The following is a 12785-nucleotide window of genomic DNA, read 5'->3' as shown; positions in this document are numbered from 1 at the left end:
CCTAGGCAACCCGGTTGCGTCCCCAGCGCTTGGCCTCGTAGAGGCGCTGATCCACGCACTGCAGCCAGTCATCCATGCGGCGATAGCTCATCTGGTAGGGGGTCAGGCCCACGCTGATGGTGACGGCGATCGCCTGGCGCTGATAGGCGAAGCTGTGCTGCTCGACCAGTTGCCGGATGCGTTCCATGATGGCATGGGCCTCCTCCAGGGTCGTCCCCCGCAGCAGCATGATGAACTCCTCCCCGCCGAAGCGGGCCACCAGATCCTTGCTGCGCACCGCCTGCATCAGCAGGCTGGCGAGCGCCTCGAGCACGGCATCACCGGCAAGGTGGCCATGCTCGTCGTTGATCTGCTTGAAAAAATCGATGTCGATCAGGGCCAGGCAGCAGGCTTCTCCCTCGGCAGGGTGCTGCTGGATATGGTCCAGCAGCACCTTGGCCTGATGGAAGAAGCTGCTGCGGTTGGGCAGCTTGGTGAGAAAGTCGTGCTCGGCGTTGAAGCGCAGCACCCGCTCCATCCGGCTGCGTTCGTCCTCCAGATTGCGGGCGTGGATCAGGGTGCCCAGCGCAGTGGTGAGCGGTTCGAGCAGGGTGACCTGGGTCTCGTCGAAGCCGCCGGGACGGTTGGCCAGGGCGATCATCCCGATGGCCTCTCCCTTGTGGCGGATGGGAATGCCGAGGAAGCTGTCCAGATGGGGGTGGCCCCGGGGGGAGACGCCGCGGCTCGCCGGATGGCTCGGCAGATCGTTGCAGCACACCAGGGTATTGTGGGTCACCACATGGCCGAACAGGTTGTCCAGCTTGCTGAAGGTGAGGCCGCCCCGGTTCTGGCGTTGCTGCTCGTACCAGGCGTGGGTCTCCTCGTCCCAGGAGACGTTGGAGATGGAGGGGATGTAGAGGCTGGGCCGCCCCTCCTCGTACTGCATGATGCCGATGAAGCCATAGGAACTCTGGCTGACGCTCAGCAGCCGCTCGAAGATGGTGTCGCAGGCCGACCCCAGATTGCGGTCCAGCAGAAAACTCTGGTGGGCGGCTACGACGATGTCGAACAGCTGGCTCTGCTGTTCGACCCGTTGCTTGGCCAGCATCTCGGCCGTGATGTCGTGGGCCAGCTTGACCACCCCGAGCAGGGTCCCTGCCTCGTCGGTGACGGGCATGTAGGTGGCGTGGATCCAGAGGGTGTCGCCATTTTGCATGACGCGGCGAAACGCCCCCGAGTGGATCTCGCCCTTCAGCACCCCCCTGCCAGAAGCGTCCGTGCTCGGCGTGCAGTTCGGGTGGCAACAGCAGCAGATGGGACTGGCCCACCAACGCCTCCGGGGCATAGCCGAACATGCGGCAGAACAGCGGATTGACCGACACCATGCGGCCATCCAGATCGAACTCGACCATGCCGTAGGCCCGGTCGAGGGCGGTCAGCCGGGCCAGGGCCTCATAACGATCGAACGCGTCGATATCGCGAGAGCGGATTGCTGGGGTATTCATGGCTACGATTCCTTTCGATCGCCGTCGCATCGCGGTGGAATGCGGGAACAAGAGCTCAGATCATAGGATCCGGCATCCGGTTACGCTAACAGCGGCCCCCATGGGGGGAAAGGCTGACACTTGCCACATCTGGCTCCCGGGCGCAGACTGTCTGGCCTTGCCACGGTTCGAGGAGACCCCATGACACCCGCCATCAACCTGCTGAAGAAGCTGAAGATCCCCCACAAGCTCTACCCCTATGAGTGCGAGGCCCACGACGATTTCGGCAAGCATGCCGCGACCCAGCTCGGCCTGCCCGAGGCGCGCGTGTTCAAGACCCTGCTCGCCCATCACGACAAGCAGGCGGTGGTCGCCATAGTCCCGTCATCGGGCATGTGCAGCCTCAAGCAGCTCGCCAAGGCCACAGGTCTCAAGAAGGTGGAGATGATGAAGCCGGCGGAGGCCGAGAAGCTGACCGGCTACAAGGTGGGCGGCATCAGTCCGCTGGCCCAGAAGAAACTGCTGCCCACAGTACTGGACAACTCCGCCATGGCGTTTGACGAGATCCTGGTGAGCGGCGGCAAGCGCGGCCTCTCCGTCGGGGTGGCGCCCGAGGACATGGTGCGCCTGCTGCAGTGGATAGCGGCTCCCATCGGGGACCATCACGATTGAGCAGCGGCGTGCACGAGAGAGGCCCCGTCATCCGGGGCCTCTCTCGCGTCATGGGTCTGCCACGCTTATCAGTCTGCCGGACCGGCCACATCACCCCTGGCGCGGCAGGCGGCGGTCAGCTCGGAGAGCCGCAGCCGTTGGCGTCCGGTCTCGTCGAAGTTGGCATCGTCCAGCCAGCGCGCGAAGCAGCGCTGCAGGGCGGGCCACTCGCCGTCGATGACGGAGAACCAGGCCGTATCCCGGCTGTGTCCCTTGTCCACCCGCGCCTGGCGGAAGGTTCCCTCATAGCTGAAACCGAGGCGCAGCGCCGCCTGGCGCGAAGGCCAGTTGAGCGCGTTGCACTTCCACTCGTAGCGCCGGTATCCCAGGGCAAAGGCATTGGCCATCATCAGCGCCATGGCCGCCGTCGCCAGCCGCGACTGCTGCAGGGCCGGCGAGAAGTGCAGCCAGCCCACCTCCATGCTGCCCGCGGCGGGGTCGATGCGCAGGTAGCTGGCAAGCCCCAGCGCCCGATCGTTCCCCGCATCCTTGATCGCATAGAACTGGGGATCGGCCTTGGCGGCGACCCCTCGCAGCCAGGCCCCCATGGCCGCCTCGTCCGTGAAGGGGCCGCTGGTGAGATAGGTCCACATGGCCCCGCTGTCTGCACTGAATGACAGCCACAGATCGGCCAGGTGGCGCTCTGGATCGAGCGGTTCCAGGCGGCAGCCCCAGCCGCTCAGCACCCGATGAGGGGGGAACTCGGCGCCGCGCCACTCGGGGAGCGCCTGTCCCAGGGGCTGGCCAAAGCGGTTGATGACGGGGGCATCCCCCTTCGGGCAGGTATCAGCAGGCACAGGCGATCCCCCCCTCCAGCAAGACGCCGGGTTCGCTGCCGGTGGCGACGGCGAAACCGTCCTGGCGCCACCAGTGCAGGCCGCCGATCAGCTCCTTGACCTCGAATCCGAGCGCCGCCAGCTTGTAGGCCCCCTGGGTCGAGCCGTTGCAGCCGATGCCGTCGCAGTAGCAGACATAGACCCTGTCCCGCGCCAGCCCCGCTGTGGTGGCCGGGCTCATGGTACGGTGGGGGAAGGAGAGGGCACCGGGAATGTGCCCCTCGGCATAGTGCTCGGGGGAGCGGGTGTCGATGACCACTATGCGGCCCCCTTCACCCGCCTCCCCGGCCAGCAGGTCGGCGGCCAGATCCGCCGGGTCGGTACGAAACTTCAACTGGGCCTCGAAGAAGGCGCTGGCCTCCACGGGGCTCGCCACCCCGGTACGCAATACATGACTCATCCTGAATCTCCTTGTGATTAGAGCGCTATTTCTGTGGTGACGACTGTGTTGACCGAGTTGGCGATGAAGCACTCCTCGTGGGCCTGATGGTGCAGTTGCGCCAACTCGTCATAGGTGGGCTTGTGCTCGCCCCCAAAGACCACCCTGGGACGCAGGGTGACCCGGGTCATGGCGAGGCGGCCCTGCCCGTTCTCTGCCATGAGCCCGACCGCCTCGTCCCGGTAGCTCTCCACCAGATACCCCGCCCTCGCCGCCAGCCAGAGGAAGGTGAGCATGTGGCAACTGGAGAGGGCCGCGACGAAGGCTTCTTCCGGGTCCACGTGCTCGGCCACCGACCAGGGCAGAGGCACCACCTGGGGGGAAGAGGAGGCCGGCACCCTGACCCCGCCATCAAATGCCCACTCGTGGGCCCGGCTGTAACGCTGATCGACGAAGGGCTCGCCAGCCCCCCGCTGCCAGCTGATGGTGGCGCTGTATTCCGACATGCAGACTCCTTCTGTTGCCAATAGTGCCGCCAATGGGCGTCACTGCCTGTCCACCAATGTAGCGACAAAATGGCCTTGCCACGCCGACCAATTTCGCCAATATAGGCAGACCAATTTCATTCCGATGGAGCCCCTCATGACAGTGCTGCCCACGCTCTTCGCCAGCCAGGCACAGGGCGAGCTGCCACTCCACGAACAGCGGGTGCGCTCCCTGCGGGAAGCGATGTCCGGAGGGAGGGGTCACCTGCCCCAGCACGGAGGGGGCCAGCCATGACAGTTCTGCCGACTCTCTTTGCCAATCAACCGCACGGCGAGCTGCCACTCCACGAACAGCGGGTGCGCTCCCTGCGGGAAGCGATGTCCGGATGGAGGGGGCACCTGCCCCAGCACGGAGGGGGCCAGCCATGACTGTTCTGCCGACTCTCTTTGCCAATCAACCGCACGGCGAATTGCCGCTCCACGAACAGCTGGTGCGCACTCTTAGGGAAGCGATTCTGGCGGGCCACCTGCCCCTGCACGGCCGGCTGCCCGCGAGCCGCACCCTGGCCCGGGATCTCGGCGTCTCCCGCAGCACGGTGGAGCTGGCCTATGGCCGGCTGGAGGCGGAAGGCTATCTGGTGCGCAAGGTGGGGGCCGGCAGCTTCGTCGCCCTGGCGGCGGTGCGCCCCGCGCCGCGCCCGGCCCAGTCTGCGGCGGGCCTCTCCCGCCGTGGCCAGGAGATGGCCGACGGGGGGGCCTGCCACGACGTGCCCGAGGTGGGCCGCTCCTTTGCCTCCAGCCAGCCGGATCCCCGCCTCTTCCCCCAGGCGCTCTGGGGCCGACTGATGCAGCAGCAGTGGCGCGAGCGCGCCTGTGACTGGATGAATTACGGGGATCCGCAAGGGTTGCCCGCCCTTCGCACCGCCATCAGCAGCTACCTGGTGCAGTCCCGCGGCGTGGTGTGCGAGCCGGATCAGATCCTGATCCTCACCAGCTCCCAGCAGGGCATACTGCTGGCGACCCAGCTGCTCATCGACGCCGGCGACACCGTCTGGGTGGAGGACCCCGGCTATCCGGGGGCCCGCACCGCCATGGAGAGCGCCGGGGCCCGCATCCATCCGGTACCGGTGGACGAGGAGGGTCTGCAACCGGCGGGGGCTCACCCCAGGCCCAAGCTCATCTACTGCACCCCGGCCCACCAGTACCCCCTCGGCGTGCCCATGAGCCTGAGCCGCCGCATGGCGCTGCTGCGGGAGGCCGAGCGCCACGGCGCCTGGATCCTGGAAGATGACTACGACGGGGAGTACCAGTACGATCAGCGACCGCTTCCCGCCCTGCAGGGGCTGGACGGCCAGGGGCGGGTGCTCTATGTGGGCACCTTCAGCAAGGTGCTGTTCGGCTCGCTACGCCTCGCCTATCTGGTGCTGCCGCGCCCCTTGATGGAGGCCTTCAGCCGGGCCCGGGCCGCGGTCGATGGCCACAGCAACCAGTTCCAGCAGGCGGTCACGGCGGATTTCATCCGGGGCGGGCACTTCGCCACCCACCTGCGCCAGAGCCGCCTCGTCTACCAGAGCCGGCGGGACCTGCTGCTGGCGGAACTGGCCGAGCACTGTCCCGCCCTCACCCCCATCCACAGCGGTGCCGGCCTGCAGTGTGCCGTGCAGTTGCCCCCCGGCGGCGAGGCGCGCTGGACAGAGATCGCCAACACCAGGGGGCTGGGGCTGCGCCCCCTGCACCAGTTCCACCTCGCCGCCCCCGAGAGGGAGGGCTGGCTGCTCGGCTTCGCCAGCCTCGACAACCAGACCCTGCGCCAACTATGTCGCCACCTGGGTCAGCTCATGCGCTCCGTCTGACCACCCCCAACAGGTCAGAGGTGCCAGGGCCCGATAGCGCTGGGTCCACGGGGGAGGCCGCACTATACTGGGCGCAACGACGCTGCAGAACCCGGCCCAGATGCACCGACTCCTCTTCCTCCTCCTCGCGCTCACCCTCCCGTCCTCCCCGATGGCGGCCACCCGATACACGCTGATCGGCCCGGAAAGCAGTGAGGATGCCCGCATGGACTACTACCGTGCGGCGATGCAGCTGGCGCTGGAGAAGACCCGCCCCGAATACGGTGACTACGAGCTGCTCGACTCAGTCAGGATGAACAAGGCGAGAATGCGGCTCGAGGTGCAGAAACCGGGCAGGAGCGCACTCTTCATCGTCGACAGCTGGCCCCAGGAGCGGCCGCATCCCGAGGTCAGCCTGCTCCCCTTCCCCATCGATCTCGGCATTCTCAGCTACCGGGTCTGCTTCGTCGGCCCGGAGAGCGCGCGGGCGCTGGCCGGCGTCCGCTCCCTGAGCCAGTTGCAGGGGTTCAGCCAGGGGGTGGGCAAGGGGTGGCGTGATGCGGACATCCTGCGTCACAACGGCTTCAGGGTGCATGAGGTGGACAACTACGAGTCGCTGTTTCGCCTGGTGGCCCGCGGCCGGGTCGACCTCTTCTGCCGCGGCGCCAACGAGATACTGACGGAGTGGGAGCGTCACCACCCCGCCCTGCCCGAGCTGGCCGTCGACCGCCATCTGACCCTCTTCTACCCGCTGATCCACGCCTTCTACAGCCATGCGACCTACGGCAAGGAGCGAGAGCGCCTGTGGCTCGGCCTGCAACTGGCCTGGGAGGACGGTTCCCTCAAGCGACTCTGGCGCCAGCACTTCCAGCCCTCCCTGGCCTTCACCCGGCTGGCGTCACGGCAGATGTTCAGGCTGACCAACCCCCTGCTGCCCGGCACCGGGGTCGACTACAAGGCCTACCTCTATGATCCGGCCCGGGACGACTTTGGCATCGGCCATCATGACACCCCCGCTCGGGGCGTCCGGCAGGACTAGCCCCCGCCCTCTTCGCGGCACAGGGCCAGCCAGGCCTCGGCGGTGCGGGAGAGGTAGCGATCGCTCGGCCAGATCACCCCGAGCCGCCAGCTCAGCTCCGGCACCAGGGGTCTTTGCACCAGGCCGTCCGGCGTCAACCGCCGGCAGATGGGCTCGGGCAGGAAGGCGACCCCCATGCCGCTGCGCACCATGGCGGTGAGAAAGTCCCACTGGCTGCTGCGGGCCGCCACCTGGGGCACGAATCCCGCCTGCTCGCAGGCCTGCTCCAGCCGCTCGCTCAGGGTGAAGGCCCGGGTGTAGAGCAGGAAGGGCTCGTCCCGCAGCGCCTCCAGCCGGATCTCCCGGCACACGCGCCAGCGGGGCAGGTCCGGCAGCACCACCCGGATGGGGTAGCTGTCCAGATCCAGGGCACAGAGGGCGCCCCCCTCCCTGGTCGGCAGCATGGTGATGGCGAGATCCAGCTCCCCCTCCAGCACCGCCTGCTCGATGCGCCGGCCGCCATACTCCACGATGGAGAGCTCCACGTTTGGATAGCGGCTGCGATAGGCGCGGATGAGATCCGCATAGACATGGCCCACCATGGGGGGAATGCCGAGGGCGAGGCGCCCGTGCTGCAGGCTCTGCAGATCCGCCAGCTCCGCCTCCAGCTGCTGCATCTCGGCCAGTATGGTCTGGGCCCGGTTGAACAACACCTGGCCGCTGTCGGTCAGGGTGAAGCGGCGACCCATCCGGCTCAGCAGGGGCTGGCCCAGCTCCTCCTCCATGTTGCGGATCATCTTGCTGATGGTGGGCTGGGTGACGAACAGTTTCTCGGAGGCGCGGGTGAAGCTCTGCTCCCGCACCAGTTCGACGAAGTAACGCAGGGCTCGGATATCCATGGTGCTCTCTTGACGGGGATGGCTGGAGCAATCATGCCTATTTGGCATGAATTTGATAATTTAAATTCATTTTTTGCAGGTTTTGGCCCTCTCTATACTGTGACCAGGTTCACAGAAAGACGCTCGCCATGAAAACCCTCTGCCTTCGCTGGTTGCAAACCCCCTTCCAAATCGCCCTGCTGGCGGCCATCTGGCTGCTGGCCGACATCGCGGTGCGCACCTTGCACCTGCCGCTGCCCGCCAACCTCACCGGCATGTTGCTGCTGCTGGTCTGCATCCTGCTCGGGGTGGTCAAGGCCCAGTGGTTCAGTGCCGGGGCCCGCTGGCTGCTGGCGGAGATGCTGCTCTTCTTCGTGCCCGCCGTGGTGGCCGTGGTCAACTATCAGGAGCTGCTGTTGCAGGAGGGGTGGCGCATCATGGTGGTGCTGGTCGTCAGCACGGTGCTGGTGCTCGGCACCACGGCCCTGGTGGTGGACAGGGTCTATCGCCTCGAACTGAGGCTGGCCCGCCGGAGTCGCCGCCATGTCTGATACCCTGCTCGGCCTGCTCTGCTTCGCCCTGACCCTGCTGTTCTACTACGCCAGCAAGTGGCTCTATGGCAGGAAGCGCATCCTGCCCCTGATGCCCCTGCTGCTGGCCCCGACCCTGCTGGTGGCCGTGGTGATGCTGTTCCACATCCCCTACCGGGACTACATGGCCGAGTCCCGCTGGCTGCTCTGGCTGCTGGGCCCGGCCACCGTCGCCTTCGCGGTGCCCGTCTACGAGAACCGCCGACTGATGCGCCGCCACTGGCTCTCCCTGTCGGTGGGGGTGGTGGCGTCCGTGGTCATGGCGGTGGGCAGCACAGTGCTGCTGGCCCGCTGGCTCAACCTCTCCGAGCTGTTGCAGCGCAGCATGGCCATGAGATCCATCACCACCCCCTTCGCGGTGGAGGCGACCCGAGCCGTGGGGGGCAACGCCGATCTCACCGCCCTGTTTGTGGTGCTGACCGGGGTGATCGGCATGGCGGTGGGGGAGAGCGTGCTCACCGTGCTCGCCATCCGCAGCCGCCTCGGCAAGGGGGCGGGCTTCGGCGCCTCGGCCCACGGCGCCGGCACCGCCAAGGCTTATCAGATGGGCAACGAGGAGGGGGTGGTCTCCAGCATGGTGATGATGATCGCCGGCATGGCCACCGTGCTGCTCGCCCCCCTGCTGGGGCGGCTGTTCTGGTAACCCCGCCACCCGATAGCAGAAGAGGCGCCCAGGGGCGCCTCTTCTCATTGCGTCGTGTCATGCAGCCTCAGAGGCTGGCGCAGATCTGCCACAGATCGTACTGAATGGCCGCCGCCGTCACCTCGCGACCCGCCCCCGGCCCCTGGATGACCAGGGGGTTGGTGCGATAGCTGTCGCTCTCGATGGCGAACACGTTGTCGCAGGGCAAGAGGTTCGCGAACGGGTGGTGGGGCTCCAGCGCCTCCAGCCCGACGCGGGCCTTGCCGTCGTGCTCGAAGCGGGCGACGTAGCGCAGCACCTTGCCGACCCGGCGCGCCCCCTCGAAGGCGGTCAGGATGGGATCATCCAGCTCCTTGAGCCTGTCCATGAACTGATCCGCACTCACCTTGCGCAGGGCCACCGGCACCAGGTTCTCCAGCTCGATGTCGGCGGAGTCGAGCTCGAAACCCGCCTCCCGCGCCAGGATGAGCAGCTTGCGGCGCACATCCTGGCCGGAGAGATCCTCCCGGGGATCCGGCTCGGTCAGGCCGTGCTGCCAGGCCTCGTCCACCAGCTCGGAGAAGGGACGGGTGCCGTCATACTGCTGGAACAGCCAGGAGAGGGTACCGGAGAAGATGCCGGAGACCCCCTGGATGCGATCGCCGCTCTGACGCAACATCTGGATGCTGGACTGGATGGGCAGGCCGGCCCCCACGGTGGCGTTGTAGCGCCACTGCACCTGGTGGTCGCGGCAAGTCTGCTTGATGCGCTGGTAGAACTCGCTGTCGGCGGCGCCGGCAAACTTGTTGGCGGCGATGATGTGGATGCCGAGCTGGGCAAAGTCCGGGTAGTAGCGGCTCACCGTCTCGCTCGCGGTGAGGTCCAGCGCAATCAGGGCGTCGAAGCCGTGCTGCTCCAGCTGGGACAAGAGCTCCGGCCAGATCAGCGGTTTGGGGGCGAAATTGTCCTGCACCTTGAGCGGGTCCAGCCCCTCTTCGTCCAGCAACCCCCCTTCCGAGCTGAACACCCCGTAGAGGGTGAGCGCCAGATTGAGCTCGTGCTCGAGGCGCGCCTTCTCGCGGGCGTAGAGCCCCAGCCAGTGACCGCCGATGTTGCCCTTGCCGAACACCACCAGTCCGACCCGGGTGGGACGGCTGAACAGGGCGCTGTGCAGGGCGATGAGCAGCGGCTCCAGCACGATCTGGCGCAGCACGGCCACCAGGCTCAGGCCGTCCTTGGCCACCTGGACGAACTCCAGGGGCTGATCCGCCAGCAACTGGTAGAAGCGGTGGCACTGTTCGGCGTTGTCGGTGACGCCGGCTCCCACCAGGGCCACCAGGCTGTATCCCTCCTTCTGGATGAGGCCGGTGAAGTTGCCCTGCAACTGGAAGTCCCGTAGCACCTCGAAGGCTCCTTCCGCCACCTCCAGGGTGTAGGCGAGGCGCAGCACCCGGCGATCCGGCTGGCGCTGCAGGGTGAGCGGATGGAGGCGGTGGCGGGCCAGATGGGCCTCGATGGCCGCCACCGTCTGATCGAAATGGGTCTGCGGCAGCACCTTGAGCTCGATGAGGGCGATCTGATCCACCGAGGAGACGATGCGGGCACCGCCGGAGCGCGGAGCCCGGCGCAGGATGTGGGTGCAGCCCTCATCCGGGTTGTAGCTGCAGCGCAGGGTGAGGCGCTGGCGGCTGTCGGCCACCGGCTGCAGGGTGCGGGAATGCAGCACCGAGGAGCCGAGCCGCGCCAGCTCGTTCGCCTCGGCCAGGCTCAGGCGCTCCAGCAGGCGAGCCTCCTTCACCCGGCGCGGGTCGGCACTGTAGACTCCGGCCACGTCGCTCCAGATGGTGGTGGACTCGCCGTCCGCCAGCGCTGCCAAGAGGCTCGCGCTGTAGTCGGAGCCGTTGCGCCCGAGCAGCAGGGAGCGCCCCTCCATGTCGGCGGCGATAAAGCCGGTCACGACTATGCGGCCGGGATGCTCCGCCAGGCGGGCCTTGAGCAGCTCGCTGGAGAGGGCGGTATCCACCTTGACCAGAGCGCCGCCCTCGGCGCGCAGGAAGCTGCGGGCATCGAGCCAGGCGGCCGGCTCCCCCCGGCTGGTGAGCAGGGCGGCCAAGAGGCGCGCCGACCACACCTCGCCAAAGGCGAGCAGGCCGTTGCGCTCGAAGCGGTCGAACTGCCCCTCCAGGGTCTTGGCGATGAGCTGCATGTCATCCGCCAGCTGCTGGCTGAGAGAGAGCAGCAGCTCCCCCTCCAGCAGGCCGTCGATCAGGCTCTGCTGGTAGGCGTGCAGGGCCGTGATGGCTTCCCCTGCGGCCTCGTCCCCCGCCTCGGCCAGCTCCACCAGCTGGATCAGCCGGTTGGTGGTCTTGCCGGCGGCGGAGACCACCACCAGCTCATGACCACCCGCCTGCTGCTCTATGATGGCGGCGACCCGGCGATAGCAGACCGGATCCGCCAGGCTGCTGCCGCCGAACTTGTGCACATGGCGCCGTTTGAAGACTGCCTCTGTCGCCACCACACACTCTCCTTGTTGTTGTTCCATTACTTCACCTGTTGTGCCTGTTGTGCCAACTGCGCCTGTTCAAAGCCCTGGGCCAGATCGGCTACCAGATCCTCACCGTGTTCGATGCCGACCGACAGGCGCAGCAACTGGGCGCTGATGCCCGCCGCCTGCTGGGCCGCCGGGGTCATGGCCCTGTGGGTCATGCTGGCCGGGTGGGCCACCAGGCTCTCCACCCCGCCGAGGGACTCCGCCACCGAGAAGAGGCGCAGCGCCGCGAGGAAGGCGCGCAGCCCCGCCTCGTTGCAATCGAGCTCAAAACTTAGCATGGCGCCGAAGCCGGACTGTTGACGGCGCGCAATCTCGTGGCCCGGATGGCTCGGCAGGCTGGGGTGATAGATGCGCTTGACCAGGGGCTGCTGCTGCAGGAAGGCGAGGATGCGGTCCGTGTTCTCCTGATGGGTACGCAGGCGCGGTGCCAGGGTGCGCAACCCGCGCAGGGTGAGGTAGGAGTCGAACGCCCCGGAGGTGAGCCCCAGGCAGTTGGCCCACCACACCAGGGAGTCGGCCAGCGCGGGCTCCTTGGCGATCGCGACCCCGCCCACCACGTCGGAGTGGCCGTTGATGTACTTGGTGGTGGAGTGGACCACCACGTCGGCGCCGAGGGCCAGCGGCTGTTGCAGCAAGGGGGAGAGGAAGGTGTTGTCCACCACCACTTGGGCGCCCGCCGCGTGGGAAGCCTCGGCGATGGCGGCGATGTCCACCACCCGCAGCAGCGGGTTGGAGGGGGTCTCCACCCACACCAGTGCGGGCTTCTGCGAGAGCGCGGCGGCCAGCGCCGCCTCGTCCCCCTGATCCACGAACTGCACCTGGTAGTGGCCCTTGGCCGCCAGATACTCGAACAAGCGCCAGGTACCGCCGTAGCAGTCGTGGGGGGCGATCAGCAGATCCCCCGCCTTGAGCAGGGCCGTGGTCACCAGGTGAACGGCCCCCATGCCGGTGCCGGTCACCACGGCGCCGGCGCCCCCTTCCAGCGCCGCCAGGGCGTCCGCCAGATTGGTGCGGGTCGGGTTGCCGGAGCGGGCATAGTCGTATTGACGAGGCTCGCCAAAGTCGGCAAAGGTGTAGTTGCTGGAGAGGTAGATGGGGGGCACCACGGCACCGTGCTGCTGGTCTGTCTCAATCCCGGTGCGTACCGCCAGGGTGGCCTTATGACTCATGGTGCTCTCCTTGGCGCTGTGACTGTGCGGTTGAGCCGCGTCGATTTCCGATACAACGTACCGCCAGGGTGGCCTTGTGGGTCATGTCACTCTCCTTGATGGGTTGCCGGAGCCGGGCCGTCTCGTTACGCCCCCGGCCCGCTCTCATTTTCGCTGGCCGGACTGCCGGCCCATGGTGCTCCACACTACGCCAGCTTAAAAAAGCCGTCAACACTTCTAGACGTCTAAATGGCTTTGCCGTTGGATTGCCA

General features: G+C 67.2%; 13 protein-coding genes and 1 pseudogene. 6 read left to right on the top strand and 8 right to left on the bottom strand.

The window, feature by feature from the left end; all coding sequences use genetic code 11:
- Position 1 precedes the first annotated feature (1 nt).
- Both AB5Y72_RS18505 and AB5Y72_RS18500 read right to left on the bottom strand, forming a co-directional pair.
- A complete protein-coding gene (locus tag AB5Y72_RS18505) occupies positions 2-1087 on the bottom strand; it encodes a diguanylate cyclase (protein WP_368199429.1) in 1086 nt (361 codons plus the stop codon).
- 103 nt (positions 1088-1190) lie between these two features.
- Positions 1191-1364: pseudogene (locus AB5Y72_RS18500) on the bottom strand (PAS domain S-box protein); the annotation flags it as partial.
- Between the two features lie 300 nt (positions 1365-1664).
- On the opposite strand from AB5Y72_RS18500, the gene ybaK reads away from it, so the two are divergent.
- Positions 1665-2135 (top strand): Cys-tRNA(Pro) deacylase, encoded by a 471-nt coding sequence (gene ybaK / locus AB5Y72_RS18495; RefSeq protein ID WP_325782868.1) that lies wholly within the window; start codon positions 1665-1667, stop codon positions 2133-2135.
- Positions 2136-2203: 68 nt separating this feature from the next.
- On the opposite strand, the gene AB5Y72_RS18490 is transcribed toward ybaK, so the two are convergent.
- From AB5Y72_RS18490 to AB5Y72_RS18480, 3 genes are read right to left on the bottom strand one after another with little or no spacing between them, the layout of a single operon-like run.
- The gene (locus AB5Y72_RS18490; protein WP_219143496.1) at positions 2204-2971 is read right to left on the bottom strand and encodes a GNAT family N-acetyltransferase; all 768 of its coding nucleotides are present in this window, start codon (positions 2969-2971) and stop codon (positions 2204-2206) included.
- Positions 2961-3410, bottom strand: coding sequence for a rhodanese-like domain-containing protein (locus AB5Y72_RS18485; RefSeq protein ID WP_325782867.1), 450 nt, complete (start codon positions 3408-3410; stop codon positions 2961-2963). Before AB5Y72_RS18485 ends, AB5Y72_RS18490 begins: the two co-directional genes overlap by 11 nt.
- Positions 3411-3427: 17 nt before the next feature.
- Entirely contained in the window at positions 3428-3895 is a 468-nt protein-coding gene (locus tag AB5Y72_RS18480; protein ID WP_325782866.1) for an OsmC family protein, read from the bottom strand.
- 136 nt (positions 3896-4031) lie between these two features.
- On the opposite strand from AB5Y72_RS18480, the gene AB5Y72_RS18475 reads away from it, so the two are divergent.
- The 3 genes from AB5Y72_RS18475 to AB5Y72_RS18465 all read left to right on the top strand — a co-directional run bounded on the left by AB5Y72_RS18475 (position 4032) and on the right by AB5Y72_RS18465 (position 6745).
- Entirely contained in the window at positions 4032-4169 is a 138-nt protein-coding gene (locus tag AB5Y72_RS18475) for a hypothetical protein (protein WP_368199401.1), read from the top strand.
- Between the two features lie 130 nt (positions 4170-4299).
- Positions 4300-5727: a PLP-dependent aminotransferase family protein gene (locus AB5Y72_RS18470; RefSeq protein ID WP_325782865.1), complete on the top strand. Its 1428-nt coding sequence runs from the start codon at positions 4300-4302 to the stop codon at positions 5725-5727.
- Positions 5728-5878: 151 nt separating this feature from the next.
- Complete coding sequence (locus AB5Y72_RS18465; protein ID WP_325782864.1) at positions 5879-6745, top strand: hypothetical protein; 867 nt, start codon at positions 5879-5881, stop codon at positions 6743-6745.
- On the opposite strand, the gene AB5Y72_RS18460 is transcribed toward AB5Y72_RS18465, so the two are convergent.
- Positions 6742-7623 carry a LysR substrate-binding domain-containing protein gene (locus tag AB5Y72_RS18460; RefSeq protein ID WP_325782863.1) on the bottom strand — a complete coding sequence of 294 codons (882 nt, stop codon included), beginning with the start codon at positions 7621-7623 and terminating at the stop codon, positions 6742-6744. The two genes, AB5Y72_RS18465 and AB5Y72_RS18460, sit on opposite strands and share 4 nt — an antisense overlap.
- 128 nt (positions 7624-7751) lie before the next feature.
- Between AB5Y72_RS18460 and AB5Y72_RS18455 the strand changes: the two genes are divergently transcribed.
- Together AB5Y72_RS18455 and AB5Y72_RS18450 are read left to right on the top strand one after the other, a co-directional pair.
- Positions 7752-8153, top strand: coding sequence for a CidA/LrgA family protein (locus AB5Y72_RS18455; RefSeq protein ID WP_223924182.1), 402 nt, complete (start codon positions 7752-7754; stop codon positions 8151-8153).
- Positions 8146-8835, top strand: coding sequence for an LrgB family protein (locus tag AB5Y72_RS18450; RefSeq protein WP_223924184.1), 690 nt, complete (start codon positions 8146-8148; stop codon positions 8833-8835). The genes AB5Y72_RS18455 and AB5Y72_RS18450 overlap by 8 nt, the downstream gene beginning before the upstream one ends.
- A 67-nt stretch (positions 8836-8902) precedes the next feature.
- On the opposite strand, the gene AB5Y72_RS18445 is transcribed toward AB5Y72_RS18450, so the two are convergent.
- Complete coding sequence (locus AB5Y72_RS18445; protein ID WP_325782862.1) at positions 8903-11356, bottom strand: bifunctional aspartate kinase/homoserine dehydrogenase II; 2454 nt, start codon at positions 11354-11356, stop codon at positions 8903-8905.
- Positions 11356-12534, bottom strand: coding sequence for a cystathionine gamma-synthase (gene metB / locus AB5Y72_RS18440; protein ID WP_325782861.1), 1179 nt, complete (start codon positions 12532-12534; stop codon positions 11356-11358). Before metB ends, AB5Y72_RS18445 begins: the two co-directional genes overlap by 1 nt.
- Positions 12535-12785 lie beyond the last annotated feature (251 nt).

Origin of the sequence: Aeromonas sp. R7-4 (assembly GCF_040908055.1) — a bacterium.
Lineage (GTDB): Bacteria > Pseudomonadota > Gammaproteobacteria > Enterobacterales > Aeromonadaceae > Aeromonas > Aeromonas sanarellii.
This window is presented reverse-complemented; position numbering and strand designations above follow the sequence as displayed.

Bases quoted from the DNA above. Each gene is read 5' to 3' on its own strand.
- ybaK (WP_325782868.1), top strand. From the start codon at position 1,665: ATGACACCCGCCATCAACCTGCTGAAGAAGCTGAAGATCCCCCACAAG.
- AB5Y72_RS18465 (WP_325782864.1), top strand. From the start codon at position 5,879: ATGGCGGCCACCCGATACACGCTGATCGGCCCGGAAAGCAGTGAGGAT.
- AB5Y72_RS18470 (WP_325782865.1), top strand. From the start codon at position 4,300: ATGACTGTTCTGCCGACTCTCTTTGCCAATCAACCGCACGGCGAATTG.
- AB5Y72_RS18460 (WP_325782863.1), bottom strand. From the start codon at position 7,623: ATGGATATCCGAGCCCTGCGTTACTTCGTCGAACTGGTGCGGGAGCAG.
- AB5Y72_RS18485 (WP_325782867.1), bottom strand. From the start codon at position 3,410: ATGAGTCATGTATTGCGTACCGGGGTGGCGAGCCCCGTGGAGGCCAGC.
- AB5Y72_RS18505 (WP_368199429.1), bottom strand. From the start codon at position 1,087: ATGCTGGCCAAGCAACGGGTCGAACAGCAGAGCCAGCTGTTCGACATC.
- AB5Y72_RS18475 (WP_368199401.1), top strand. From the start codon at position 4,032: ATGACAGTGCTGCCCACGCTCTTCGCCAGCCAGGCACAGGGCGAGCTG.
- AB5Y72_RS18455 (WP_223924182.1), top strand. From the start codon at position 7,752: ATGAAAACCCTCTGCCTTCGCTGGTTGCAAACCCCCTTCCAAATCGCC.
- metB (WP_325782861.1), bottom strand. From the start codon at position 12,534: ATGAGTCATAAGGCCACCCTGGCGGTACGCACCGGGATTGAGACAGAC.
- AB5Y72_RS18445 (WP_325782862.1), bottom strand. From the start codon at position 11,356: ATGGAACAACAACAAGGAGAGTGTGTGGTGGCGACAGAGGCAGTCTTC.
- AB5Y72_RS18450 (WP_223924184.1), top strand. From the start codon at position 8,146: ATGTCTGATACCCTGCTCGGCCTGCTCTGCTTCGCCCTGACCCTGCTG.
- AB5Y72_RS18480 (WP_325782866.1), bottom strand. From the start codon at position 3,895: ATGTCGGAATACAGCGCCACCATCAGCTGGCAGCGGGGGGCTGGCGAG.